This is a genomic window from Pseudoalteromonas sp. DL-6 (genome assembly GCF_004328665.1).
GTDB lineage: Bacteria > Pseudomonadota > Gammaproteobacteria > Enterobacterales > Alteromonadaceae > Pseudoalteromonas.
In genome coordinates this window covers 2,083,373-2,109,914 of record NZ_CP019770.1, presented here as the reverse complement: position 1 = coordinate 2,109,914, position 26,542 = coordinate 2,083,373, and the positions used below count along the sequence as shown (strand labels likewise).

Annotated in this window: 29 protein-coding genes; 10 read left to right on the top strand and 19 right to left on the bottom strand. The window is 40.5% G+C overall.

Going from position 1 to position 26,542, the window contains the following annotated elements; all coding sequences use genetic code 11:
• Positions 1–135 precede the first annotated feature (135 nt).
• Genes B1F84_RS09845 through B1F84_RS09835 form a run of 3 tightly spaced genes read left to right on the top strand, consistent with a single transcriptional unit; the run spans position 136 to position 6,460 of the window.
• Positions 136–1,863: an autotransporter assembly complex family protein gene (locus B1F84_RS09845; RefSeq protein ID WP_131691307.1), complete on the top strand. Its 1,728-nt coding sequence runs from the start codon at positions 136–138 to the stop codon at positions 1,861–1,863.
• Complete coding sequence (locus B1F84_RS09840) at positions 1,863–5,534, top strand: translocation/assembly module TamB domain-containing protein (RefSeq protein WP_131691306.1); 3,672 nt, start codon at positions 1,863–1,865, stop codon at positions 5,532–5,534. Before B1F84_RS09845 ends, B1F84_RS09840 begins: the two co-directional genes overlap by 1 nt.
• 44 nt (positions 5,535–5,578) lie before the next feature.
• Positions 5,579–6,460, top strand: a complete 882-nt coding sequence (locus B1F84_RS09835) for a peptidylprolyl isomerase (protein WP_131691305.1) — start codon at positions 5,579–5,581, stop codon at positions 6,458–6,460.
• A gap of 33 nt (positions 6,461–6,493) precedes the next feature.
• On the opposite strand, the gene queF is transcribed toward B1F84_RS09835, so the two are convergent.
• Positions 6,494–7,339, bottom strand: a complete 846-nt coding sequence (gene queF / locus B1F84_RS09830; RefSeq protein WP_008109406.1) for an NADPH-dependent 7-cyano-7-deazaguanine reductase QueF — start codon at positions 7,337–7,339, stop codon at positions 6,494–6,496.
• 59 nt (positions 7,340–7,398) lie between these two features.
• On the opposite strand from queF, the gene syd reads away from it, so the two are divergent.
• A complete protein-coding gene (syd, locus tag B1F84_RS09825; protein WP_131691304.1) occupies positions 7,399–7,938 on the top strand; it encodes a SecY-interacting protein in 540 nt (179 codons plus the stop codon).
• A gap of 53 nt (positions 7,939–7,991) precedes the next feature.
• Here syd and B1F84_RS09820 read toward each other — a convergent pair whose 3' ends face one another.
• The 3 genes from B1F84_RS09820 to B1F84_RS09810 all read right to left on the bottom strand — a co-directional run bounded on the left by B1F84_RS09820 (position 7,992) and on the right by B1F84_RS09810 (position 9,386).
• On the bottom strand, positions 7,992–8,765 hold the full coding sequence (locus B1F84_RS09820; RefSeq protein ID WP_131691303.1) for a Zn-ribbon-containing protein: 774 nt from the start codon (positions 8,763–8,765) through the stop codon (positions 7,992–7,994).
• Positions 8,766–8,778: 13 nt separating this feature from the next.
• Complete coding sequence (locus B1F84_RS09815) at positions 8,779–9,048, bottom strand: hypothetical protein (RefSeq protein WP_131691302.1); 270 nt, start codon at positions 9,046–9,048, stop codon at positions 8,779–8,781.
• Positions 9,049–9,152: 104 nt separating this feature from the next.
• On the bottom strand, positions 9,153–9,386 hold the full coding sequence (locus tag B1F84_RS09810; protein ID WP_131691301.1) for a DUF2789 domain-containing protein: 234 nt from the start codon (positions 9,384–9,386) through the stop codon (positions 9,153–9,155).
• Positions 9,387–9,680: 294 nt separating this feature from the next.
• Here B1F84_RS09810 and B1F84_RS09805 point away from each other — a divergent pair, with 294 nt between their 5' ends.
• Positions 9,681–10,331 (top strand): GNAT family N-acetyltransferase, encoded by a 651-nt coding sequence (locus B1F84_RS09805; protein ID WP_055012792.1) that lies wholly within the window; start codon positions 9,681–9,683, stop codon positions 10,329–10,331.
• Between the two features lie 604 nt (positions 10,332–10,935).
• Here the strand turns inward: B1F84_RS09805 and B1F84_RS09800 are convergent.
• Positions 10,936–11,235: a DUF3301 domain-containing protein gene (locus tag B1F84_RS09800; protein ID WP_131691300.1), complete on the bottom strand. Its 300-nt coding sequence runs from the start codon at positions 11,233–11,235 to the stop codon at positions 10,936–10,938.
• Complete coding sequence (locus B1F84_RS09795) at positions 11,236–12,264, bottom strand: DUF3549 family protein (protein WP_131691299.1); 1,029 nt, start codon at positions 12,262–12,264, stop codon at positions 11,236–11,238.
• Positions 12,265–12,367: 103 nt separating this feature from the next.
• Here B1F84_RS09795 and B1F84_RS09790 point away from each other — a divergent pair, with 103 nt between their 5' ends.
• From B1F84_RS09790 to B1F84_RS09770, 5 genes are read left to right on the top strand one after another with little or no spacing between them, the layout of a single operon-like run.
• Positions 12,368–12,706 carry a YqcC family protein gene (locus tag B1F84_RS09790; protein WP_131691298.1) on the top strand — a complete coding sequence of 113 codons (339 nt, stop codon included), beginning with the start codon at positions 12,368–12,370 and terminating at the stop codon, positions 12,704–12,706.
• Positions 12,681–13,445: a tRNA pseudouridine(65) synthase TruC gene (gene truC / locus B1F84_RS09785; protein ID WP_131691297.1), complete on the top strand. Its 765-nt coding sequence runs from the start codon at positions 12,681–12,683 to the stop codon at positions 13,443–13,445. Before B1F84_RS09790 ends, truC begins: the two co-directional genes overlap by 26 nt.
• A complete protein-coding gene (locus tag B1F84_RS09780; RefSeq protein WP_131691296.1) occupies positions 13,445–13,894 on the top strand; it encodes a flavodoxin in 450 nt (149 codons plus the stop codon). The genes truC and B1F84_RS09780 overlap by 1 nt, the downstream gene beginning before the upstream one ends.
• A gap of 15 nt (positions 13,895–13,909) precedes the next feature.
• Positions 13,910–14,785, top strand: coding sequence for an NTP transferase domain-containing protein (locus B1F84_RS09775; protein WP_131691295.1), 876 nt, complete (start codon positions 13,910–13,912; stop codon positions 14,783–14,785).
• 44 nt (positions 14,786–14,829) lie between these two features.
• Positions 14,830–15,903, top strand: coding sequence for an aminoglycoside phosphotransferase family protein (locus tag B1F84_RS09770; protein ID WP_131691294.1), 1,074 nt, complete (start codon positions 14,830–14,832; stop codon positions 15,901–15,903).
• A 108-nt stretch (positions 15,904–16,011) separates the two neighbouring features.
• Here B1F84_RS09770 and B1F84_RS09765 read toward each other — a convergent pair whose 3' ends face one another.
• From B1F84_RS09765 to lptE, 13 genes are all read right to left on the bottom strand, one after another.
• Entirely contained in the window at positions 16,012–16,251 is a 240-nt protein-coding gene (locus tag B1F84_RS09765; protein ID WP_008109433.1) for a hypothetical protein, read from the bottom strand.
• A 137-nt stretch (positions 16,252–16,388) separates the two neighbouring features.
• On the bottom strand, positions 16,389–17,354 hold the full coding sequence (gene lipA, locus B1F84_RS09760; RefSeq protein ID WP_008109434.1) for a lipoyl synthase: 966 nt from the start codon (positions 17,352–17,354) through the stop codon (positions 16,389–16,391).
• The gene (gene lipB, locus B1F84_RS09755; RefSeq protein ID WP_131691293.1) at positions 17,351–18,004 is read right to left on the bottom strand and encodes a lipoyl(octanoyl) transferase LipB; all 654 of its coding nucleotides are present in this window, start codon (positions 18,002–18,004) and stop codon (positions 17,351–17,353) included. The genes lipA and lipB overlap by 4 nt, the downstream gene beginning before the upstream one ends.
• A 19-nt stretch (positions 18,005–18,023) precedes the next feature.
• Positions 18,024–18,302: a DUF493 family protein YbeD gene (gene ybeD, locus B1F84_RS09750; protein WP_076919259.1), complete on the bottom strand. Its 279-nt coding sequence runs from the start codon at positions 18,300–18,302 to the stop codon at positions 18,024–18,026.
• Between the two features lie 209 nt (positions 18,303–18,511).
• The gene (locus B1F84_RS09745; RefSeq protein ID WP_076919273.1) at positions 18,512–19,672 is read right to left on the bottom strand and encodes a serine hydrolase; all 1,161 of its coding nucleotides are present in this window, start codon (positions 19,670–19,672) and stop codon (positions 18,512–18,514) included.
• A 54-nt stretch (positions 19,673–19,726) separates the two neighbouring features.
• Positions 19,727–20,488 (bottom strand): septal ring lytic transglycosylase RlpA family protein, encoded by a 762-nt coding sequence (locus tag B1F84_RS09740; RefSeq protein ID WP_076919260.1) that lies wholly within the window; start codon positions 20,486–20,488, stop codon positions 19,727–19,729.
• Positions 20,488–21,594, bottom strand: coding sequence for a rod shape-determining protein RodA (rodA, locus tag B1F84_RS09735; protein WP_076919261.1), 1,107 nt, complete (start codon positions 21,592–21,594; stop codon positions 20,488–20,490). Before rodA ends, B1F84_RS09740 begins: the two co-directional genes overlap by 1 nt.
• Positions 21,591–23,471 (bottom strand): penicillin-binding protein 2, encoded by a 1,881-nt coding sequence (mrdA, locus tag B1F84_RS09730; RefSeq protein WP_131691292.1) that lies wholly within the window; start codon positions 23,469–23,471, stop codon positions 21,591–21,593. Before mrdA ends, rodA begins: the two co-directional genes overlap by 4 nt.
• 9 nt (positions 23,472–23,480) lie before the next feature.
• Positions 23,481–23,951, bottom strand: a complete 471-nt coding sequence (gene rlmH / locus B1F84_RS09725; protein ID WP_008109455.1) for a 23S rRNA (pseudouridine(1915)-N(3))-methyltransferase RlmH — start codon at positions 23,949–23,951, stop codon at positions 23,481–23,483.
• A gap of 37 nt (positions 23,952–23,988) precedes the next feature.
• Positions 23,989–24,306 carry a ribosome silencing factor gene (gene rsfS, locus B1F84_RS09720; RefSeq protein ID WP_008109457.1) on the bottom strand — a complete coding sequence of 106 codons (318 nt, stop codon included), beginning with the start codon at positions 24,304–24,306 and terminating at the stop codon, positions 23,989–23,991.
• A 62-nt stretch (positions 24,307–24,368) separates the two neighbouring features.
• Positions 24,369–24,998: a nicotinate-nucleotide adenylyltransferase gene (nadD, locus tag B1F84_RS09715; protein WP_131691291.1), complete on the bottom strand. Its 630-nt coding sequence runs from the start codon at positions 24,996–24,998 to the stop codon at positions 24,369–24,371.
• Between the two features lie 12 nt (positions 24,999–25,010).
• Positions 25,011–26,051: a DNA polymerase III subunit delta gene (gene holA / locus B1F84_RS09710; protein WP_131691290.1), complete on the bottom strand. Its 1,041-nt coding sequence runs from the start codon at positions 26,049–26,051 to the stop codon at positions 25,011–25,013.
• On the bottom strand, positions 26,051–26,542 hold the full coding sequence (gene lptE, locus B1F84_RS09705; RefSeq protein WP_008109462.1) for an LPS assembly lipoprotein LptE: 492 nt from the start codon (positions 26,540–26,542) through the stop codon (positions 26,051–26,053). The genes holA and lptE overlap by 1 nt, the downstream gene beginning before the upstream one ends.

The window sequence follows — 26,542 nt, the reverse complement described above, 5'->3', positions numbered from 1 at the left end:
AGCTCACAACGGTTTAATAGATTCGCTTAGTTTAAGCGCGGATAATGATTAAGTTAATGTTAGGCTCATTATCGCTATGCTATTATTGCCTTGTTAGTTCGTTGTTTTTTATGGGTACATAGTAAGGATGATTACTTGTTCAATCAGTTTTTAAAATCCGTTATTTGTTTTTGCTTATTTGTGAGCTTTTGCGCGATTGCAGCTGACAATACAATTGAAGATTATGAAATAAAAGGAATTAGTGGAGAGTTAGAAAACAACGTTGCACTCTATTTAAAGCCCTTAGTGGGTGAAAAATCAACCCGCTCACTGCGTCGTTACGCTAAAACGCAAGTTGAAGATAGCTTAAAGGCATTAGGTTATTACAGCCCAAGTGTGACTATTGAATTTAATAAAGATGAGCGAGAGCTTGTTGCCACTATTGAGCGCGGCTCTGCAACTCGTATAGAGGCGCTTAATATTAGCGTTAACGGGGAAGCTAAACACGACCCGTCAATTCTGCAAGTAATTGAAAGCATAGGGTTAAAGCAAGGCGATATTTTAAATCATGGAGTATATAGCGCAGCCTATAAAAGAATTGAATCAGTTCTGTTAGAACATGGCTACTTTGATGCTAAATGGCCAGCACGAAAGTTTGAAGTGTCATTAAAAAAGCATAGCGCCGTTATTACCTTTACCATTGAAAGTGGTGTACGTTATCGCTTTGGCGATGTGTTAATTACCAATCAAAGCCCCGCAGAAAAATACATTCGCTCTTTAGCCCCATTTAAAATAAGTGAGCACTATAAAGCATCTAAGATTGCTGACTATAACCTAGATTTATCGAGTACTCCTTATTTTACTAGCGTGCGTGTTTACGCTGATATTTCAGCTAGAAAAAACAGCCAAGTACCAATTAAAGTGGACGTATTACATAAGCCTGCTAATAGCTATGAAATTGGTGGCGGGTTTAATACCGAGCTCGGTCCAAAGGTACGGTTTAAGTGGAGTAAACCATGGATCACGGAGCAGGGCCACTACTTAGAAAGTAATCTTAATGTTGCAAAAAAACAACAAGATATTTCTATGGCGTATACCATTCCGGTTAATGATCCTAATGATGATTTATGGCGCTTATCAGCAGGTTATAAACTTGAGGATGAATTAGCCGACGATATTTACAGTGAAATTTTAACTGCACAACTGCAAAGGCAATGGCTAACCGAACAAAAATGGATTAGAACTGCGTTTATCAGACGTGAGCAAGAAACCTATCGGATTGGCGACGGGGTAGAGCGCACCACAGAAATGTTATTACCAGGTATCAGTTATGCCCGAAAACAATCGAAGGGTGGCACCACCCCTTATTCGGGCGAGCAATGGTCTATATCGGCAGAGTTTGGGCTTGATAGTGTGCTATCTAGTACCAATATTGTTAGGGTTCAATTACAGCATGCATGGTTGCACACTTATCTTAATAAGCACCTTGTGTTTTTAAAAGCAAACGTAGGGGCCATGTTAGTTGACGACATTAACAATGTTCCATATTCATTAAGATTTTATGCTGGTGGCGATCAAAGTGTGCGTGGCTTTGCTTATCAATCGATCTCACCAGAAAATGACAATGGCGATCGCATCGGTGGTAAATATTTAATTGCGACGACGGCTGAATATAATTACCAATTTGCCAAAAACTGGCGAGCAGCGTTGTTCGTGGATGGAGGGACCGCAACGAATGATTTTTCTGAGCAATTTGAAGTTGGTGCAGGGTTTGGTTTTCGTTATTTAACGCCTATAGGGCCAATAAGAGTCGATCATGCATGGGGGCTCACTAAAGAAAGTAAAAGCACTCGTTTAAGTATTACCATAGGGCCTGAAATTTAATGTCTGTATTTAAAAAAGTCACGGCAGCACTTAGCACCTTAATTGTTGCTGTATTAGTGACATTGTTTTGTGTTGTTTTTACAGCTCCAGGTAATCAGCTAATTGCTTATAGCGCCAATAAGTTAGTTGACGGCTTAAAAATTGAAATAAAAAATGGGCGTTTTTTATATAATGATGCGTTTAATTTGCGCTTTGAGCGTGACGGTTTATTACTTAATGCCCAGCAGCTTAAACTAGATTTATTTTGGTGGCACTGCGATGGTATGTGTATCGATAACTTAAGTGCTCGGTCTATAACACTAAATTTACCAGCATCGTCATCTAATTCCCCTGATACACCTAGCGAACAGCTGGAACAAATCAGTTTGCCATTTAATATTGCACTTAAGCGTTTAGCGGTCACTGAGTTTGTGTTAAATCATCCAAGTGCAAACGTAGTTGTTAATAATCTGGAGCTTGCTGCAAAAGCACAAGGTGCTGATATTCAAATTAAAAGCGTGAATATTCCGAGTGTTTTAATCGCCTTAAAAGAGCAACCTGGGGCAAATACAGCCAGTTCTACCCCAATTACTGAGCTGCCAGCATTACCTAATATCGCATTTATGTCGCCACTCAATATTTATCTAGAACAGTTTAATATTGTGCAGTTCATGGTAAAGCAGGGCGAACAGGAAAATATAATAAATAATATTGCGCTACAAATGAAGCTAATAGGTTCTGAGATTAACGTTGCTTCATTGTCTGCAAATTATCAGCAGTGGCAGCTTAATACAGCGCTTAGCGCAAAGCTTAAAGACAGCTTACCTATTAATGGTGATATCAGTCTAAAAGGGCATGGTTATGATGCCAATATGCAAATAGGCGGAGACTTAGAAAAGCTCAATGTTGATATAAAAAGCAATGAATCTTTTCCTTTTCAACTTGCAGCCACGGCTAATCTTAAACAACCAAATTATCCGTTCAGTATTAATGGCGGTGTAGAGCAGTGGATTATTGAAACAGCGAGTAAAGAGTTAAAGGTAACCGACGTAAAATTAACCGCGCAAGGCAATGCCAACGATTACCAATTATCGTTATTTGGTAATAGTCAGTTAGGTGCGTATCCAAGTGTGAATTTTAATAGTCAAATTAATGGCTCACTGAGCGAAGCAAACTTAAAAAAATTAGCCCTTAAAGCGAATGATAGTCAGGCTACTATCCAAGCGAATGTCGATTGGCAAAATGGGGTTAGTGCTAACTTTAGCGGTGCGCTATCGAGTTTAAAAGCACAATACCTTACTGACACACTTACAAGTGATATTTCAGGGCAGTTTAAAGGAGCATTTGTTTCCAGTTCAAATAGCTGGCAGTTAAGTATGGATGATACCCAATTAAGCGGGTTACTAAATGATGTACCGCTTAATTTTGTTGCTCAATTTAACTTAAATGATGAACTTAAAGCCACTGTAAATAAATTTAGCCTTAGTAGCGGTACAAACAGATTAACTTTAACAGGTGAAGTTGATCAGCAATGGCAGATTAATGGGGCAATTGCGCTGCAAAGTAATGATGATGCAAAGCTTCCATTTATTGCTAATGGTAAAGCTGATTTAAGTATAAGAGGCGAGCGGTTGACGCCTGCAGTTGATTTAGCGTTAAAGCTAGAACAGTTTATTTATGACGAAATTAATATTAATAAGTTGGCGTTAAAAGCACAGTTAGACACCGCTAATGATTGGCAAACAGATATTAGCGTTACTCTTGATTCAGCGCGTGTCATGCATCACTTAATTAATAAAGTGGAAATAGCCGGCAGTGGTGATAAAACCGATCATCAACTAAGTGCATCTATTGATGCTGATGCTGGGGCAGCTGCGTTTGAGCTTAATGGTAAATTTGCTAACGCGATATGGCAAGGTGAGCTCAATAATATTAGCATAAGCGATAAAACGCTTAGCTTTGAAAACACTAAAGATATAGCCGTAACAATAGATTCGAAAACGGGCGACTTTGATGTGAGTGCGCATTGTTGGCAATCAAGTAATAGTAAGTTATGTATTGATAGGTTAAATCAAACCCGCGAATTAGGTCAGCTTAACGTAAAACTGACCAAGCTTTCATTGCAAGAGCTAAAACATTGGTTACCAGATAATGTAATAACTCGTGGTGATATAGCTGGCGATTTTGCTGCTAATTGGCAAGCTGGCTCACTTAAAACTCTACGCGCTAATTTAAATTCATCAGGGCTTAACGCGGTTCTTATTAACGAAGAAGACCGATTTAAGCTACCTATTGAAACGCTAAATATAAGCGCTTTTTCTGATGCTAAGATTGGCAAAATAGAAGCTAATTTAGAATCGAGTGTTTTGGGTAAAGTAACAACCAAAGTTGATATCGATGATATTCAAAATAAGCAAACGCTTAACGGTAATATTCAAATTGATAAAATATTATTGTCGGATATACAGCCTTTTTTAAACACTCTCGAGCAGCTTAATGGCGCCATTCGTGGGCAAGTTGCCTTAGCTGGCACACTCAAAGATCCCTTGCTAGAGGGGAATTTAAATATTGAGAATATTAACTTAGTGGGTGAGCAACTGCCTGTTGCCCTTAAAAACTCCAATATTAATGTGGTGTTTAATAAATCTACCGCCACTATAAAAGGGGATTTAAATGATCCAGAAGGCGGACAGGTAAAATTAACCGGTAATGTTGATTGGCAAGGTGAGCAACCAGCTGTAAACATGAATTTAGTCGGTAGTGAGTTTTTTGTGAGGGCACAACAAGGCGTTGTTTTTAAAGTATCGCCTGAGTTAAAAATAAGTTTAGCCGACAACGCACTTAAGCTGGCAGGTGATGTTGTGGTGCCTTATGGGCGAATAGAAATTGAAGAGCTGCCAGAGGGGGCTGTACAGGTTAGTGATGATGAAATTATTCTAGATCAAACTACGCAAAGTACAAAAAAAGCGCCATTTGACTACGATATTGATTTAAAAGTAACAGTTAAAAATGATGTAAGAGTAGCCTCATTCGGACTTGAGTCTAAAGTAGTGGGTGATATGGATATAAAAATGAGCCAAGATTCACCCATTATTGCCATTGGTGAACTTAATTTAATTGAAGGAACTTACTTGGCATTTGGCCAAGACTTGATAATTAGAACCGGGCAAATTGGTTTTAGTGGCGCAATAGATAAACCTCATTTAAATATTAAAGCTATTCGTAACCCAAACAATACCGCTGACGGTGTGATTGCCGGTGTGACTTTAACTGGTAGTGTTGAGCAGCCAAATTTAAAAGTGTTTTCTGAGCCGGGTATGGACCAAGCGCAAGCCTTAGCGTATTTACTCAATGGTCAACCATTAGGAGAGGGCGACAGTTCAACCGATGCGATGTTAGCTCAATTATTACTTTCTCAAGGAGTGAGCAGAAGCGAAAGTTTAGTGTCTAAAGTGGGTGAATCGTTTGGTTTGTCAGATGTGAGCTTAAGCTCTAAAGGCAGTGGCGAGCAAACAAAAGTAGAAATATCAGGTTATCTTGCACCGAGTTTGCAGGTTAAATATAGCGTAGGGGTATTTGAGTCGCTTAGTGAAGTGGCGGTGCGTTATCAGCTTATGTCGAAGTTATATATAGAAATAACCAGTGGCTTGTATCAAAACGTCGACATACTGTATAAATTTAATTGGGATTAATTTTTATCTACCAATACTAATACCAATAATAAAAAGGAAAAGGTATGAAAAAATTTGTAATCACTGTTTTAGCATCGGCTTTGCTCGGCGGATGTGCTCAGCAAAGCATTTTGCCATCAGCGCCGGTTAAAAGCCTAACCAGTAGTGAGATTATTGCATCTGCAACGGATGAGCAATGGCGATGGGTTAACCCTGAGAATATTTTAAAACTAACGCTACCTACCGGTGCCGCTTATATTGAGCTCAATCCCGCGCTTGCGCCAAAACACAGTGCTAATATTAAAAAATTGGCACGACAGGGCTTTTATCAGGGTACTCATATTTATCGTTTTGTTGAGGGGTTTGTTGCTCAAGGTGGTGACAGCACGGGTAAAAAGCTAGCTAAAACCGAAAAGAGTACGGTACCTGCAGAGTTTTATTTAACCACCACAGAGCCACTTTTGATCACCGAGATGGGTGAGGATGGTTATGCACCAATAACCGGGTTTTTAAATGGTTTTGCGGTAGCGCAAAATGAAACACGTGATCAAACATGGCAAATTCATTGTCATGGTGTATTTGCAATGGCACGGGACAACGATATAAATAGTGCTAGCACCGAGTTTTTTGTCACCATAGGGCAAGGTCCGCGTTATTTAGATAAAAATATCACCGTATTTGGGCGAGTACTGACAGGTATGGCGCATTTTCATCAGCTAGCGCGCACACCTAAAGGTGGTAGCGAGTTTAACCCTATTACAGACTTACAAGTATTAGCCGACGTTAGCAGCGATAGCAGCCGATTTAAAGTAATGAAAACAGACTCAGATGCATTTAAACAGTTAATTTCAGCACGAGGTAGTCGTAGCGAGGGATGGTTTGCGTATAGCCATAATTACATTGATGTGTGTGGAATGCCTGTGCCAACTAAGCAACTTAACGATTAAAAAAAGGAGCCTCAGGCTCCTTTTTTGTTTAGCTTATTGACGGTTTATCTTTACCGCAAAAGGGGTATCGTTATGATGAGTTGAGCGATATGGATTAATATCAAGGCCGCCACGACGCGTATAGCGCGCATACACTTCAAGCTCTTTAATATTCAACTGAGTGGTTAAGTCGCTGTAAATACGCTCCACACATTGCTCATGGAACTCATTATGGGTCCTGAACGAAATTAAATAGCGTAATAATGACTCACGACACACTTGCTCACCAGTATAACGAATAATAATGCTGGCCCAATCCGGCTGTGAAGTAATTAAACAGTTCGATTTAAGCAAGTGACTATGCAAGGTTTCGCTAACCACTTTATCGCTTTGTGATTTTAGAGAATGTGCATCAATATGGTAGTTATCTATTTCAATATCCAACTCATCAATACACTCACCAGGAAGCGGTGTGCAAGGAATACAATTATAATCATCAGCGCTGTATAAGGTCACTTTTACCGGGCTATTTACCGCATTGGATAAGTCATCAATTAAATGTTGTTTAACAATGTCAATACTGCCAAAGCGGCTTTGGTTAAAACTGTTTAAATAAAGCTTAAACGACTTTGACTCTATTATATGACTACTTTGGCATTCGAAAGTAAATAGCGCCACTGCCACTTGCGGTTTGCCTTTGGTATTTAACCAAGACAGTTCATAACCTGTCCAAATATCTTGCCCTTTGAATGGTAATGCGGCCTCATCAATACTCAATGCGTCGCGATTAAGCTTGCGAGCAATAGGAAAAAGCAAGCTGGGCGTGTATTGATCTACATACTCAGTAGATTGACCAAGTACGCTGCCTTTAAGATCGGGAGAATTGCTGTAATCTGTCATGTTTGCTCTTAAATAGTTACAATGGGAACATTATATCTAAATTAAATGAGTTTCACAGTATGTCTGTTGCAATGCAATTAGCCCAACTTCACCAACGCTTTAGTGAAAAAACCATCAAAAATACACAAAAGCAGCCACTCATTGCCCACGATGAGCAATGGCCAAGCCCTTGTGAAATAGGCACAGCCGATGAGAACGGTATGATCCAATGGCAAGCGGTAGTGAGGGAGCCTGTAGGTTCACTCACTAACCTCGCTAACGCATTAGAGCTTGAATTTCCTGATGAACTTAGCCAGTTTTATGGCCATATGTTTGCTGGCAGTATTTTAGCCAGCGTTGATGGTCATCAAGTGGAATTATTACAAGCGTGGAATGAGGATGATTTTGACTTACTGCAACAAAATATCACGGGTCATGTTTTAATGAAGCGAAAGCTAAAGCAAGCGCCGAGCGTTTTTATTGGTTTAACTGATCAAGATGATTTACTTGTTACGGTATTAGTGGAAACAGGGGAAGTGTGCTTAGAATATGTAGGTAAAAAGCCGCATCATGTGTTGGCTAATAACCTCAGTGAGTTTATTGCTACATTAACAGTTTAAACTAGCTCGGTGTTGCTGATTTAATGCACACCTAGCTTGTTTATTCATGGGATTTATTGAAAATCCCATGAAATATTAGACACTAAACCACACGGTTCGCACCTAAAATCAAATAATCCAAACCACGGCTCAGGTAATTTCCATTCACCTTGGCAACTTGGGCATTTTCGCTCAAGCTCTGAGGCTTTATCGACACCACCTACACGATATAAGTAATAGTAAACAGGCTTTTTAGTTAAAAAGCTGATGCGTTTGCTAATATCTTTACCTCGGCGATACAAATCACTTTGTGTGCTGGCTATTTCCTCTAGTGCAGGAAATTCACAGCGAGTTGCGCCATTAATTTGAATTTGATCGCATGCTTGCCAATCTTCTTGCCATTTAATCAGGGTTTTATAATCGCCATTAGCAATTGCTGGAATATTAAATAGCGGAACGGGCAAAAAGTCATCGCCACAATACAGTGGGCTGCAGGTATGCACATACGTAGTATATAAAATATAGCTTGAGGGATCTTTACAACCATCGGCACCGTTTGAGTGAATGTCTTGACCTATTATTTTCACCTTTGGTGCTAACAAGCCTGCATCATGAAGCTTTTCAACACTGTGCTTTACAAATGCACTGTTGTTAAGAGGGTGCATAGCGTCTTCGGTCGGACACATAACGCGTGTTATAAAATAGCCATCTTTTAACACCGTAGGAAATTCTTCTCCAATGATTTGGCCATTAAAACGTAATGCATTTACCAAGCGGTTTATTGCTTGCTCGGCTTGCTCTAAGGTGGTGTCTTGGTAGCAATCAAATGTTAAATCAACAACAAACATTTATAGTCTCAAATTATTTTGGCGCGAGCAGTGTAAGTAATTGATCTAACTTTTGCTCAATTCTATCTAATTGAGAGCTGTTTTGATCTTCATTACTGGCACTTTGCTTTGGGGTTTTCATTAAATTATAAATTGAATCAGGATTATTCTTATATTGACTCACCGCAGCAATAATAACCGGCATTGGGGTCGGTGTTGTTAAACGACTTTTAGTTAGTGCAACAGTGGGAACTTTGCCTTCATCAAGAAGGACTTTTATAGCTTCAAATACAGCAGCGTTCATTCAATTATAACTCTTTTATAAAGTAAGCTCGCAACATAGACGTTGCGAGCGGGTATGGTATCAATAAAGTGGCTAAGGCACATTAAAATGCGCCATAAAATTAATTATTTTTGACGAAGACGTACGTCTAATTCATCTATTACTTCACTCCAATCGCCATCAACCGCTAGCGATTCGGCAATGAAATGTTGTTGGGCTTCATCCCAAAAGGGAGCATCTTGCAACAAGGTTGTATCGGTAATGGAGTGCGAGGCAATAAATGCATCTATTTGCGCATCCGAATCCGGCAGTCCTAGTTGGGCGAACAAGGTATTAATAGTATGTTTTGTTGTATCCATAATAATGCTCCTAAATGAATTAATATTTAGTACTTATTAACTCTAGGGGGGAATGGTATATCTAGCCAGTTTAACCCTTACTGAATTTACGCTTTATTTACTCAATAGTAAGTCGCTAAAGCATGATCTGACTCAATGCAGTGGATGAACGTACTAACTAAAATGTAAATTCGCTTATTTATTGCTCTTGGGTATATAGTTATATAAGTATTTGGTCATCGTTGTAGTTCAAAATTAATCTCTTATGCGTTACTTGGCGTAACGATGGGGGTGTAAAATAATAAAGGAAATAAAATGACAGCCACAGCAGAATCGACAGACGCCTTTAGTGTTCAGCATATTGCACCAGAGGATATAAGCACAGCAGCCAGCCTGATATATCAGGCATATCAAAACGATCCTATTTTACAAACTCTGCTTGGGTATAACGAAGATAACCCGCTCGATTATGAAAAAAAATTACGTGCACTTATTCGTGAAGAACTCAGTAGCTTTTGGCAAGAGAAGCAGCCTTTAATCGGCCTTTACCGTAATGATAAATTAAAAGCGGTTGCCTGTGTATTTGAGTCAAATAGCCAATTACAAGCTGAGCGTTATTGGCATTGGCGATTAAAGCTGATGCTAAGTGCGGGTTATTTACAAACGAATCAATTAATTGAAAAAGAAAAAACCATTCGTGACGCACTAAAGCCGCAAGGGAATTATTACTTTTTAGCATTTATTGCAGTTGATCCACACTTTCACGGGCAAGGGTTTGGTCGCACCTTACTAAAGGGTTTAGATGGCTTATTACATGATAATCCCCAGTCCTCTGGTATGGCGGTATTTGTGACTCGCGACGAGCATACGCAATTTTTTAAATCTCAGGGTTTTGAGCACTTTAAACAACTTTCATTTAACCAAGTTAAGGGTGAATTACTATTTAAAGTTGCTAATGCTCAATAAAGGTAGTTGTTCATAATAGCGCATCTGTAAGCCTATGTTCCAAATCGGGCACACTAGTGTGAGATATATCCTACATTAGTGTGCTCTTTGTCAGTTTAAATCCATTATTTATCCGTTTATAAGCATCAAGCTTCTGTTATTTATAGCTATTTTAGTTTTTTCAATTTTGTGACATTAAATTTTTTAGTTTTCCTCACTATTATACCCAGCCGTTTGGTTTAAACTTTACTTTGTCAAGACGACATAGCTCAATGACTGAGCTAATGCCATGGATATGGAATCAGGCAGCATAGTAGTGACTAGCAGGAAGCGTAAAGGACAAGTTAACACGGATGCAAGGATGAAACAGGAAGTACATGAAGTACTAAAATAGCTAGGAGCTATTTAAAGGATACCAAGGACGATGCGATAGGATATTGCAGGAGCGTTAGTTTACGCAGGACGGCCAAGGCGGCAAGAGGATATTGCAGGATGCAATGGAGAGCTAACACGGTAGTTTGCTCGTTCAGTGGATGATAAACAGGGATTAGGTAAAGGATACCTTACAGGATGTAGGCAATTGGGGCGTAACTGAGGTTACGCCTTGGTTTTTGTGTCACAGCAATTATATTTTATGTGGTGGCACGACCACGCTTTTCAGTTTTTCATCTTCCATAAACAGCACTCCCTGATAAGCATTTTCACCATCGCTTGAAAATTCAAAAATAAATTCGCTTTTCATGCCCGGTTTACCACTTTTTAAAATGCCAAACCGGCGTTTGCTGCAGGCCACGCTCATTAGTTGCACCTGCAATTGCTCGCTTTGGCGTTTGGCATGAACGTTCGCTGCTTCGGCTATTTTACGATTTAGCCAAAAAAAATAAATTACAGCCCCAATAAGTATGAACGTCCATAAACTAGCCATTTAAGAGAATAACCTTCCAATTGCGCGAGCTAACGTCTCGCTTCTGTTTTCTTTACGTAGTAAAGCTAATAAATGTGGGCGAATAGTTGGAATTGCAACTAAATCTGCAAAAATGCTGGGAAATAACTCAGCTATTTTTTCATGATGTGCACAGTTATCCATAAATACATGCAAACGCTGTGGCTCTTCTAACTGTTTAAAGCAGCGACCGGCAATAGTTAATAAAATATCTGAATCGTGCCCAAGTGCTGACTCTAAAGCGCAGTCAACAAGTTGTGCACTAAGCCCCGTTGCTTGTCCGGATGATATAGCGCGAAGAGCTGCACTAGCCGCAACAACATCATTATTGCTAAGCGCGGTTTGCCCATAACTTAACAATAACTCACTAAACATGGGTGGTATTTCGATGTGTTCAAGCATTGCGCTTAATGGCTGTAATACTTCAATAGGTAACTTAGGCCATGCAGCGTGTAAGTGCTTTAAGTTATCAGTACTGTTAAGGCGATAAGCAAAATCAGCAATGCCTTGTAGCGCCACACTTTGCCAATTATCAAAACCAATCTGGCCACTAAAATAAAGCTGGGCATGTTCGTAATACTGTGAAGCTGGTTGTTTTAATAACACTTTAACTTGCGCATTAAACGCTGCTAATTTATTTGTGTTAGGAGTAAATACGTACGGGTTATTATCGAGTTTGCCATCGGCTTGCTCGCCGGTTATTTCTGTTCCTAGTGCTTGAATTACCATATCTGCAAAATGGTCGCGGCTGGCACTAACAAGTTTACTTTGTTCATCAAGTGGAAATTTTAAAAACCAAACATAAGGTTCTTTACTGGCTTTACTATCCCAAAACTGAATTGCTAGCCATGCATGGCCTGCTAATGGGTAAGGGTAAGGAACTTGCGCTTGTTCAACAGCTAAAAATTGTTGTTTATCAAGCTTGGTAATGTGCCTGCCAATGTCAAAAGCACGCCATTGAGTGCCTGCACCGTCTAAAAGCTGGCCTAATGTGGCTATATGTTCACTCATGAATTTCCAACTGTTTTTACTACAAAATTATGCTAATTATACGCCATAGCGACTGTTGAGGGAACAGGGTATAATTGTGCAATATACAAAGTAAAGGGTGATTATGACTGAGCAAACCCAACTCTATTTAACACAATTAACGGCGCTACTTAAAAAGCATCAGCTTTGGCAAAATGAACCGATTGACCCTGCATTGTTGCATTCAAGTATCCCTTTTTGCCATGATACGCTTACATTTGAACAGTGGTTACAGTTTGTATTTATAGAAAAAATTCAGCAGATTATTACAATGAAACAAGCGTTGCCACGTAATTTTGCAATTGCTCCTATGGCGCAAATGACACTCACTAATAAATCCGGAAGCGAAGAGATTATTTCTTTGTTGACGCAAATAGATTCATTGCTAGGAGAGTCTGATGACAGAACGTCCAGCGCCAGTTGAATACGGTGAATTGAACATTCTCTATCAAGATGAGCATTATGTAGCGATTGATAAACCATCGGGCTTGCTCGTTCATCGCTCCTTTTTAGATAAACATGAAACTCAATTTGCAATGCAAATGCTGCGCGACCAACTCGGTCAGCATGTGTTTCCTGTGCATCGCCTTGATAGGCCGACATCGGGTGTGTTGCTGTTTGCTTTAAGCTCAGAAGCCGCGCGTGATATGAATCAGTTGTTTATTGAGGGTACGATTGCAAAGCGTTATTTAGCTTTAGTACGCGGATTTGCGCCGGAATCTGTTTTTTTAGATAAACCGTTAAAAGAAGAGCTAGACAAAATCGCTGATAAATTTGCCGATCAGGATAAGGCTGCTCAAGAAGCACAAACACAGTTTAATTGTTTGTATCAAGCTGCGTTGCCTATCCCTATAGGAAAATACCCAACAGTTAGGTATTCTTTGGTAGAGTGTTTCCCTAAAACAGGGCGTAAACATCAAATTCGCCGCCATTTAAAGCATTTGTCGTTACCGATAATTGGCGACGTTAATCATGGTGATAACCAGCACAATCAGTTTTTTAGAGAACACTTTTCTCTTAGAAGATTAATGTTATTTGCTACAGAACTGCGTTTTGTTCATCCTTATAGTAATGAATCGATAATAATTAAAGCGCCACTAGGTGATGCAATGTTGAGTATTTGCAACCAGTTAGGGTGGCCAAGCGAAGAAAAGGATTATTAATGGCACATATTAGTATTTTTGTAGGCAGCGTGTATGGTGGTGCTGAACGCTTAAGTGAGCAAATAAGTGATACCATTGAGCAAGCCGGCCATCAGGTAAGCGTATTTTCAGCGCCAAGTTTAGAAGATCTAAAAAATGCATCGCATATTTTAATTGTCACCTCAACAACAGGACAAGGCGATATACCCGCTAATTTGGCAGAGCTTTATAATCAGCTTAACAACACCTTTCCAATGTTAACGAATAAGCCATTTGGCATTGTGGCTATGGGTGATAGAAGTTATGGTGATACGTTTTGCGCAGCAGGGCGTAGCTTTGATGAACTATTACGTGACTTACAAGCCAAACCTGTAGGTAATCGATTAGAAATTGATGCCTGTGAAGATTTTGAGCCTTGGCCTGTCACCGAGCCTTGGTTACAAACTTGGCTTGGTAAATTACCCTCTTAAATGCGCAGTCTCTAAATGAAAAAACATCAACTGAGTTTGATTGTACTTGCGGGTGGCTTAGGTAGTCGCTTTGGTGGCAATAAACAAATTGCAGAGATTCCAGGGCTAAATTGCACTATTATGGAGCTGAGTATTATTGATGCGCATGCTGCAGGCGTGACGCAGGTGGTGCTGATCATAAACCAAGCGGTACGTAGTGAAATAGAGCGTACTATTTTGCCCCGATTACCTAGTGATCTTGATGTGGTGCTGGTGGAGCAACACATTGAACAGGTGCCCGAACAATTTAAAGCAACACTTTGCCAGCGAGTAAAGCCTTGGGGCACAGGTCATGCTCTGTTGTGTGCCAAAGCCCACATTAATAACCCCGCTATTGTGATCACTGCAGACGATTATTATGGCGCGTCTTCATTTTTATTGCTTAGTGAGCATTTCAAAAAAAGCGCTGAATGGGCAATGGTAGGGTATCCGATTATTGATACTCTTTCTGAGCATGGTGGTGTTAATCGTGGGGTATGTAATATTGCGAATGGAAAGCTTGTTGCCGTAACCGAGTATTTGAATATTCAACAAGAGTCTGAGCATATTTTTGGTGATAACCCACAGGGTTTACGTGAAAAAGTTAGCCCAAATGCGCTTGGCTCTATGAGCTTTTGGGGGATAACCCCTTGCTTGTTTGATTATTTAGAGCAAGGCTTTACAGCGTTTTTAGCACAATACAATACCGCTACACAACAAGAATATTTTTTGCCTAACCAAATTGAACAGGTAATAAAAACCAATGCACAAACTGTTTTTATTTATACCGCCCGCGAGTCTTGGTATGGTGTGACCTATAAAGCAGAGCTTGTGAATATTGCTGCACACTTACGTGCATTACGCCAAGTATAAACGTCCCTAATTATCCTCGTTTGAGTCCAAAGAGTGAAGTAACCATGAGTTCAACCCCATTAGCAGCCTTTTTATCAGCGCGTTTTGGTATGGAAGATCCAATACTTAGTTTTAAACCAATAGGCAGTGGGCATATTAATACCACCATGTTGTTAAAGTCGACGCAGCAAGTGCTGGTGTTACAAAAGCTTAATACAGTGGTTTTTCCAAAGCCACAACAGTTGGTCGATAATGCCAGGCTGATTGAAAAACACTTAAGCAATAAGCAGCAATTAGGTGAATTTAATTTAGTTATTTTGCATCATGTGCCAACAGTTAAGCAGGAATATTTAGTTCAAGCAGAAGAGGGCACATGGCGAGCACTTGAACTAATTGACGATAGCTACAGTGAAGATGTAGTAAACACCTCTGCGCAAGCATATACAGCTGCAAATGCATTTGGCCAATTTGCTGCGGCTTTAGCTGATTTTGATGCGAGTAAGTTGCATGCAGTGATCCCTGACTTTCATAATTTAGCTATGCGGTTTGCGTCATTTAAACAGCTTGTTAGCCACAATCCACAGCAACGATTAGCAAATTGCCAAGCAGAGGTTGATTTTTGTTTAACACAACTTTCATTGGTTGATGAGCTAAGCGCATTAACCGGTGAAATTCCTGTTCGTGCATGCCATAACGATACTAAAATTAATAACATGTTATTTTGCTCACACTCAAGCGCAGCTAAAGCGGTGATTGATTTAGACACCTGTATGCCAGGATATTGGCTCAATGATTTTGGCGACATGGTAAGAACGTTTTGCTGTGCGGAGCAAGAAGACTCTACCGCACTTGATAAGGTACGTGTACGAGAAGATATTTTTGCAGCAATTGTCAAAGGCTATGTTGAGCCACTTAAACATATTTTAACCGCAGCAGAAAAACAAAGCTTTTGGTTAGGTGCTAAAGTAATGCCGTTTATGATTGGTTTACGATTTTTAACTGACTACCTTGATGGCGATAATTATTTTACCACTAAATATGACACGCATAATTTAGACAGAGCAAGAAATCAGTTTGCTTTGTATCGCGATATTGTCAGTAAAAAGCAAGTATTGCAGGCTTTATTAAATAACGCCTAGGTATTAGTAGTAAAAAAGGGGAGTGGCCAAAGTGTAACCAGTTTTTAAACAGCTTACACTTTGTGGTGTGCTTAATTAAGCCGGTATGCAGGCTTTAGCTCAGTAGCATTAAGCATCCGCTAGTTTTACGCGAATTTTGCTTTTGTCTACTGTGGTTTGATTAAGGGCTTTAATCGCGCCTTTAACTTCAATGTCGTTAGGCATTTCTACAAAGGCAAAGCCTTTAGACTGGCCTGTTTCTTTATCGAGTACTAAGTTACAGGTGGTCACTTTACCGTGAGCTGTAAATAATGTACGAAGTTCATGCTCAGTAGTGGCACGTGATAAGTTACGAACTAATAATTTCATATATAACCTAAATAATGGGTTCAAGCATAATTATCTCAAGTAACCTTGCTTTAACCTAACGTTATTTTATAAACAGTAAAAATAACCGCTAAAAAAACAAAAAACCGCCTAATGGCGGTTTTTTATATTGCGAGAGGTTACTTTACTTCTTTACCTGCCGCTTGTTGATCAGCGTGATAGCTTGAACGTACAAATGGGCCTGAAGCCGCATGAGTAAAGCCAATTTCATCAGCATATTCTTTTAGTGCGTCAAATTCAGCAGGTGGCACGTAACGCTTAACGGGTAAATGATGCTTAGACGGTTGCAGGTATTGGCCTACAGTTAGCATATCAACGTTATGAGCACGTAAATCGCGAAGTACTTCCTCGATTTCGCTAATTTCTTCACCAAGGCCAACCATTAAGCCAGATTTGGTTTTAACCTCAGGATGCGCTTCTTTAAAACGACGTAATAACTCAAGAGACCATTTATAATCGGCACCTGGGCGCGCAAGTTTGTATAAACGTGGCGCTGTTTCTAGGTTGTGGTTAAATACGTCTGGCGGCGTTTCAATTAAAATTTCGAGTGCTCTGTCCATACGACCACGAAAATCAGGGACTAATATCTCAATGGTGATTTCTGGATTGTGCTTACGAATTTCGCGAATACAATCAGCAAAGTGCTGAGCACCGCCATCACGTAAATCATCACGGTCTACTGAAGTAATAACCACATAGCTTAACTTCATGTCTTTAATGGTCAGTGCCAGCTTTTCAGGCTCTGCCGCATCTGGTTTTAATGGGCGACCATGAGCAACGTCACAAAATGGGCAGCGACGTGTACAAATAGCTCCTAAAATCATAAAGGTGGCTGTACCGTGGTTAAAACACTCAGATAGATTAGGGCACGAGGCCTCTTCACACACTGAATGTAAGCCATGCTTACGCATTGCTTGTTTAATACCGTCTATACGCTCAGTCGATTTAGGTAAGCGAATCTTAAGCCATTCAGGCTTACGTAGCATTTCAGTTTTTTCTGTAGGTAGAACCTTAACGGGGATCAACGCCATTTTTTCTGCGTCGCGTAGTTTTACACCTGGTTCCATTTTGACTGGTTTATTCATTCGTTTTCAAACCCTTCAGTATGCTTAACCTGTGTTGCATTAAGCTTTTTGATCATGTGTTTTACCAGCCCCTGACCTGCTGCTTCAAGGTTTTGAGGGCCATTTAATTCTTTAGTTTGCACCATATTCATGCCCGCATAACCGCATGGGTTGATGCGTAAAAATGGACTTAAGTCCATGTTAACATTTAATGCTAAGCCATGAAATGAGCAGCCACGACGAACTCGTAAACCTAAAGAGGCAATTTTGCTGTCGTTAACGTAAACACCGGGTGCATCGGCTTTTGCGTATGCATCAATACCGTGCTCAGCAAGGGATTCAATAATACATTCCTCAAGCCAAGTTACCAGCTCTCGTACGCCAATTTTTAAACGACGTAAGTTAAATAATACATACATCATTTGCTGACCAGGGCCGTGGTAAGTTACTTGTCCGCCACGGTCCACTTTAATCACTTCAATGTCACCTGGGGCGAGCAAGTGCTCATCTTTACCGGCTTGGCCTTGAGTAAATACACTTTCGTGCTCTACTAGCCAAATTTCATCTGGGGTATTTTCATCACGGGTGTCGGTAAAGTCTTGCATTTTTTGCCAAATCGGCATGTAACGCTGACGACCCAATTGGCGTACGATTAGGGTGTTTTCGTTCACAATCAATCTCAGCTATGGCTTAAAGCATATGGCGTACGTCATCGATGTTGCTGATCACGTTATAAATTTCTTCGATATGAGTTCCACTGGTTACTGTGGCCACTAAAGTGACTGACTCATAGTTACCTTTACTGCTCGGTTTTACTTTTGGCGCATAATCACCCGGAGCGATAGGTTGTAACTTTTCTAAAATTTGATCAGTTAAGTTTACGTTTGCAAGACCCATTATTTTAAATGTAAACGGGCAAGGGTACTCTAAGTACTCATCAAATTTAGTGTTTTTAACAGGTTCAACCACGACGGGAACTCCTCAAACAAAAGTGTTGGCTTAACTTATACGTTAAGCTTTAAACTGACAGGCTAATGACAATCTTGAAATGATGTTATTTTTGACCTAAGCCAACGATAGTCATTCAATACGATTGGTATATATGGGGCGCATTCTAGCACTTTTCAAGCAAAAAAAAACGCCTCACAAAGGAGGCGTTCATATTACTTTACTGATGCTTACATTATTTGTAAGCGTAAGTAGTCATATATTTTACTAAAGAAGCTACCTTCTTGTATTTCTTCAAGTGTAACTAGCGGATATTGTGCAATATCTTCGCCTTCAAGTTGTAAAAACAGTGTGCCCACTTTAGTGCCTTTAGCTAAAGGTGCTTCAAGCGTATCGTCAAGCTCAAAGTTTGCTTTAAGGTTTTTATGTTGGCCACGAGGAATCGTAATAGGGGTGTCTTCTAAAATACCTAAAGAGACATTCTCTTTATTACCCATCCAAATGCGTTGCTCTGCAAAACTATCGCCCGCTTTGTAAGGCGTAATTGTTTCAAAAAAGCGGAAGCCGTAGTTAAGTAGTTTTTTACTCTCAACTTTACGTGCGCGCTCACTCGAAGTACCCATAACTACCGCAATTAAACGCATGTCGTTTTTTGTCGCCGAGGTGACTAAGCTGTAACCGGCATCAGACGTGTGGCCTGTTTTGATACCATCAACATCTAAGCTTTCATCCCATAACAACGAGTTACGGTTATATTGTTTTATGCCATTAAAGGTAAAAGATTTTTCTTTATAAAGAGCGTATTCATCTGGCACATCTTTAATAAGGGCAGCGCCTAATGTGGCCATGTCGCGTGGGGTGGTGTAATGCGCATCCGTATCAAGGCCGTGGCTATTAACAAAATGAGTATTCGTCATGCCTATTTTTTCGGCATGAGCGTTCATTAAGTCTGCAAACGCACTTTCGCTGCCAGCAATATGTTCAGCCATAGCAACACAGGCATCATTACCCGATTGCACAATAATGCCGTGATTAAGATCATCTACGCTAACTTGCTTACCTACTTCAATAAACATTTTTGATGATTCAGGAAAGTTTTTTGCCCATGCTTTTTCGCTGATAGTCACCATATCGGTAGGTGCTATATTACCTGCATTAATTTCTGTACCAATTACGTAACTAGTCATCATTTTAGTTAAGCTAGCAGGGGCAAGTTTTGTATCGGCTTCACCTTCTGCAATCACTTTACCTGTGGTGAAATCCACCAAAAAGTAACCTTTAGCATTAACTTGAGGAGGGGCTGGAATAATTTGTGCGGTGGCTGAAAAAACGGCGGCAGAACAAACTAAGCCGCAAACACCAGTAAGAATTTTATGTTTAATAGATTTCATCATACTCATTAATGGTTAAAGTTAAAAATATGCATTCTCCCTATTCTAAAGGGCTTACTGAGTGTAAAGCAAGAACGCGTTTTGAAATTGATTTTGTTTTAGTGTTTCTAATACTTGTTGCGCGTGATGGGCATCTTTTATTGGCCCTAAGTGCAATCTATAAATAGCATCTTTTTCGACGATATTTGTTGGTAATTTATACTGCTCTCGTAGTGTCTGTGCCAATGCCTCTATATTGGCTAAGGTACTGCCCGCTGCTACTTGAACGTAGGTTTTTCGCGCATGGGTATCTGCAAGAGTAATCGCTTCTAGCTTAACCTGTGCTGTACCGTATTTGTGGTAGCCAAGTTTGTAGGCCGCAGCATAGGAAAGATCAATGATTCTATCATCATGAAAGGGTCCACGATCATTAACCCGTACTATAACAGATTGGCCATTGGCTGTATTTGTTACGCGTACAAAACTCGGTAATGGTAAGGTTTTATGGGCTGCCGTCATGGCGAACATATCGTAAATTTCGCCATTAGAGGTGTGATACCCATGAAACTTTCGGCCATACCATGAAGCAATGCCAGTTTCTGAATAACCGGTTTCATCGAGCATAGGGGTATAACGTTTGCCCAACACTTCGTAAGGGCGTGTGGTGCTAGCGCTTTTTATTACTTGAGTAACAATAGCATCTTGCATTTCTAATTCGGTCGGTGCCCGCAGTGGTGCGGCATCATGGCGCATACTGTAACGGCTATTTGAACTACTACAGGCGCTTAAAAAGAAACTGATCAGAGTAATAATTATAAACTGTTTATAAAGGCGCATTATTTTAAGAGCATCCTTTTTTCTGTGGCAATCGACATAATAATGCCAAACGCAGCCATCAAGGTCACCATTGAGGTGCCGCCATAACTAATTAATGGTAAGGGGACGCCTACAACTGGTAATAGACCCGAGACCATGCCTATGTTTACAAAAATATAAACGAAAAATGTCAGTGTAAGTGAACCTGCGAGTAACTTGCCAAAGGCCTCTTGTGCATTAACTGCAATAAATAATCCACGGCCAATGATGAATAAGTACAAACTAAGTAAAACACATACACCAAATAAGCCAAACTCTTCACTCAGTACAGAAAAAATAAAGTCGGTATGTCGCTCAGGTAAAAATTCTAGCTGCGATTGTGTGCCTTGCAACCAGCCTTTGCCTTCAATACCGCCTGAGCCAATCGCTATTTTTGATTGAATAATATGATAGCCAGAACCAAGCGGATCGCTCTCAGGATCTAAAAAAGTTAAAACGCGTTGTTTTTGATAATCGTGCATACCATAGTGCCAAAAAGGCCATGCAGCTAAGGCCACAATAGAGCTTAAAAAGCCAATTAAACGCCAACTCAAACCAGATAAAAACAATACAAACACACCCGAGCTGGCAATCAAAATTGAGGTGCCCAAATCAGGTTGTTCCTTAATAAGTAGGGTAGGCAGCATAACAATGGCAAAGCCAATCACTAAATGCAGCGGACGAGGGGGTAAATGGTGACGGCCAATATACCAAGCAACCATCATTGGAACCGCTAGTTTCATTAATTCAGAGGGTTGAAAGCGGGTAATACCTAAATCTAACCAGCGTTGAGCCCCTTTAGAACTTACACCAAATAGAAGTACCCCAACTAACATAAGTAGTCCCAAGCAATACATGGGAATGACTAAGCGTTTTAAGGTCGTAGGTGGGATTTGCGCTAAAACAAACATGCCAATAATTGCACCAGCCATACGGGTTATATGGCGGATCATCATGGCCGAATCTTGGCCAGAGGCACTATAAACTATGGTGATACTGCCAGCCATCATCAGTAATAAAGCAATTAACAGTGGCAAGTCGATATGCAGGCGCAGCCAAATAGAACGCTTATTATGTAAAGCCGTCATGGTACTTTACTCCCTGAGGATTGAATTGGGTTAGCTGCAAAATAATAATCCATTAATTGGCGCGCAATGGGGGCACCTACAGAGCTACCCCCACCGGTATTCTCTACCACAATAGAGACTATAATTTGTGGATTGTTGTAAGGGGCAAAACCGACGTAAATGGCGTTATCGCGTTGGCGCTCTTTGAGTGCATCGGCATCGTAACGCTCACCTTGAGCAATACTGACCACTTGAGCTGTACCTGTTTTGCCTGCAGGGTCGTAGGTAGCTCCTTTAAACGCAGGGTGTGCTGTACCGGTGGTCTTTTTAACCGTGTTATGCATAGCATCAATAGCGATGCGCCAGTTATCCTCATTATTGAGAACAACAGGTGGCTTCTCTTCATTATTGAGCTGGGTGATCTGGTCTTCTTTTTTAGCCACTTGCACTAAGTGAGGAGGATGATTTATTCCCCGGTTAACTAAAATATTAGTCGCGTTGGCTATTTGAATTGGGGTGGCAGTCCAATAACCTTGGCCAATCCCTACAGAAATAGTATCACCACGCCACCATGACTCTTTGAAACGATCTTCTTTCCATTCTTTTGAGGGCAAAATAGCGGTTGTTTCTTCATGAATATCAATGCCTGAGAGCTCACCAAAACCAAAACGTGCCATAAAGTTACTTATTTTGGTGATCCCCATGCGATAGGCTGCATCGTAAAAATAAGTATCGCATGACTCTTCTATTGCTTTGTAAACATCAACATGGCCATGGCCCCAACGTCGCCAGTCTCGCCATCTATGCTCTACATTGGGTATTTGAAAAAAACCGGGATCCCACATGGTGGTGGTCTCTTGTACTATGTTTTCTTCTAATGCCAAAATAGCCATGTGCGGTTTAATAGTCGATGCTGGTGCGTAGCGCCCCTGGGTGGTACGGTTTATAAGCGGGCGATCAGGGTTAAGCAGGGCTTTATAGTCTTTACTGCTAATACCGTGCACAAATAAATTAGGATCATAGCTTGGGTTTGAATACAGCGCTAAAACGCCGCCATCTTTTGCATCCATAACCACAATAGCGCCGCGCATATCTTTAAGTGAATGTTGGGCTATTTGTTGTAAACCAATATCGAGAGTAAGTACTAAATCGTCCCCCGGCTGCGGTGGATCCATACTCAAGGTGCGAATAATACGACCACGGTTATTTACTTCAACTCGCTGTGAGCCGACCTGGCCATGAAGTAATGGCTCGTAGTATTTTTCGATACCCAGTTTGCCAATATCATGGGTCGCTCTATAATTGGTGGCTTCATCTTGTTGCTCAAGCTTGTTTAATTCTTTTTTATTGAGCTTAGCAACATAGCCTAAGGCATGGGTTAAGGTGTCTCCAAACGGGTAATAACGGGCTAAACGCGCTTCAATACTAAACCCTGGGAATTTATGTTGGTTTACTGAAAACATCGCTACTTCGTTTTCATTTAAGCGAGCTTTAAGAACTTGGCTTTTAAAGCGGCGAGTGTGCTTTATATCATCAAGGAAATCAGCTTGCTGCTGCTCGGTAATATCAATAATTTTACTAACAGATTTTAAGGAGGCAGTTAAATCGTCAACTTCTTCGGGGATCACTTCAAGGTTATAAACGGGCTTGTTTTCAGCCAGTAAAACACCGTTGCGGTCGTAAATAAGTCCGCGATTAGGTGCAATCGGAATTACTTTTATGCGGTTATCGTTAGAGCGAGTTTGATAATCTTGGTGGTCGTCAACTTGAATGGTGTACAAGTTAGACAATAATATGGCTACTAAGGCTAATATAAAAATAAAACCCACAAATGCACGCCGAGCAAATAAATTAGCTTCTGCTGAGTGGTCGCGAATAGTGGGTCTTCGTTTTAGCATGGCAAGAAACTACTCGCGATGATAAGGGTGGTTGTTATTTAAGCTCCAGCCTCTGTAAAGACTTTCAGCTACAATAATACGTACTAAGGGATGCGGAAGTGTTAAATTTGATAACGACCACTTCTGCTCAGAGGCTGCAATACACTCTGGGGCTAATCCTTCAGGTCCGCCAATCAGTAAACTGACATCGCGACCATCTAGTTGCCACTTTTCCATGTTTTTCGCTAGCTGATGAGTATCCAGTGCTTTACCGGTTACTTCTAGTGTGACAATACGATTGCCTTTAGGTATGGCGGCTAAGGTTTTTTCACCTTCGGTGTGTAAAATACGCTTTATATCTGCGTTTTTGCCACGTTTACCAGCAGGTATTTCGATTAGTTCCAGTGCCATATCTTTGGGAAAGCGGCGCTGATATTCTGCAAAACCTGTTTCTACCCATGCTGGCATTTTTGTACCAACAGCAATCATTTGTATTTTCACGACGTTACTTCCAAGCGTTGTCTAAAATAGGGAGCTATTAGCCCCAAAGCTTTTCTAGATCGTAATAGCTACGTGCTTGATCTTGCATAACGTGAACAATCACATCACCTAAATCAACGAGTGCCCATTCGCCATCGCTTTGGCCTTCATAGCCAATAGGCTCTTCACCAGCGTGACGAGCTTCTTTTGCTAAGTTATCAGCAATTGACAATACATGACGTCTTGATGTGCCTGAACATACAATCATGTAATCGGTTACGTCTGAGGTGCCAGTTACGTCAAGTTGAATCACATCACGTGCTTTCATATCGTCAATTTTGTCTAGTGCAAAAGCGAGTAGTTGTTTCGAATCCAAGGTTTTGTCTCAATTTAAAATTTAATAGCGGTCATTTTAACACGCTGAGGGGTTTATACCAATCACTCTTGATAAAGCTGGTGCTGCTCAATATAGTGACTCACGGTGTCGGGTAATAGTTCACTCTTTTTAATGCTTTTTTTAAGCGCTTGACGGATAGTGCTGGATGCGGCATCTAGCTGTTCTCCTTCTAAAAAGTAAAGGTGTCCGGCATTTTTTTCGTTCAGTAGGGAAATATCTTTGGTCACAGCCTGCTGTTTGTAGTTTTTAAGTTCACCTTGTACGTCACAGTTTTGACCTGGGCGTTGATACACCACTATATGGCAAAGACGAGTTATTGTTTGCCACTGATACCATTTATCAAGGTTGTTGAATGAGTCCATACCAATCAAAAATAAAATAGGGGTATCGGGATTTTCAGCTCTTAACTCTTGCAAGCTTAATAAAGAATAAGAAGGCCCGCTGCGTTGTAGCTCCCGTAAATCAAGCTTAAACTCTGGGTAAGCTGTAATTGCCGCTTTAAGCATTGCTATACGATGCTCGGTGCTGATCCCCGGTGCCGCTTTGTGTGTGGGTATTGCACAGGGCATAAAATAAAGTGAGTGTAATTCAAAAGTAGCCACACATTGCTGCGCCATATTAAGGTGCCCCAAATGAACGGGGTCAAAAGTGCCACCAAAAATTGCAATCATGATATTTTCCCTTTACTGACGGTTAGTATGACACGGCAGTGGAATATCGAGCGGTTGGCAAAACTTAATACAAATATGTGCCAATGCTTGATAGGGGGCAATTAATGCGCCTTGTTTGTAGCTTGCATCAAATAATGCCAGTTCACTGCTAATGCTTTCAAGGGTGTCAATGTTAAGTCTGTTTATCGCTGTTTGTACCGGCGCTTGCTGATTTTTCCATATCGCTTTTTGTTTAAACAGGGTGGCTAACGACTCACCTTGCAGTAACCCTTGCTGTACACTGAGTAAGGTATTTAGATCTTTATTGATGGCCCACAAAATACTCATTACTTCAGTATTATCACTTGCAAGCTTATTTAATACTTTTATTGCTTGTGTAGTATGGCCGTTTAACAGGGCATCACTTAAATCAAAAATATCGAATTTAGATTGGTTTAGCAGCCCTTGCATCACCAGTTGTTGGGTAATGAGAGCGTTACCATGTATTAGCGACAGTTTTTCTAACTCTTGAAAACAAGCTAGTAAATTGCCTTCAGTGGCATTAATTAAACTAAGCTTCGCTTCGTTTTGTAAATTGAGTGACAAGCGTTGGCATTGTTCATCTAGCCAACGTTTTAAGTGATTACCACTAAGCGGATAGCAGGGTACAAATAGCCCTTGCTTATCGAGTGCTTTAAACCATGCTCCGCGTTGCACATCTTGGCTGGCCTTGGCGCCTTTAACAATTAAAATGGTGTCAGGGTTTTCAAGCTCAACGACCTTTTTAAAGGTGTTTGCGCCGGGGGTACCGGGTTTTTGCTGGTTTAAATCAAGCTCAATAATCGTACGCGAACTAAATAACGACATACTTTGGTATTGCGCTATGATTTCTTCCCAATCAAAGCCTTGGGCTAAAGTGAATTTAATTACTTCATCAAAACCTTGCGCTTTTGCGCTATCGCGTATGAGCTGTACACATTGCGCTTCTTGAAAAGGCTCTTCACCAAAAACCAAATAAAAAGGTTTTAACCCCTTTTTTAATTCGCTAGGCAGCTGATTTGCATAACAACGCATTATAGTTGCGACAACTCTCTAACAATTCGACGACTTGCTTGTTGACGAATTTCGCTGATCAGCAGTTCAAGCTCTTTTGCTTTGGCTAGTGCGTTGTCAGGGTCATCTTGGTAATTACGGTAAAGCTCAAAACGTTTTTCAATGGCTGCTTGTTTTGGGCGTTTTACAACATAACTTACACTGTATGCCAATTCATATTCAGCCACTTGTCCGTTTTGAAATAACGATAAGGTTTGACGCTCTAGCTGCTCTTTAAATAAGTAAAGTTGCGCTGATTGTTTACTCGCAGGCACTAAAGTAACATCGCTCATAGTCAGCTCTGTTTGCAAATAGCTAAACAATGCTGATTTTTGATCATCACCCACCAGAGTTAGCTGTTTTAAATCATCGGGTAGGCTTGATGCTTTTTTAAGGTGAAAGCCACAGCTCGATAACAAAAAACAGACTAGCACTAAGGCTAGTCCGTTTTTAATGGCATTTAAAGCAGCCAT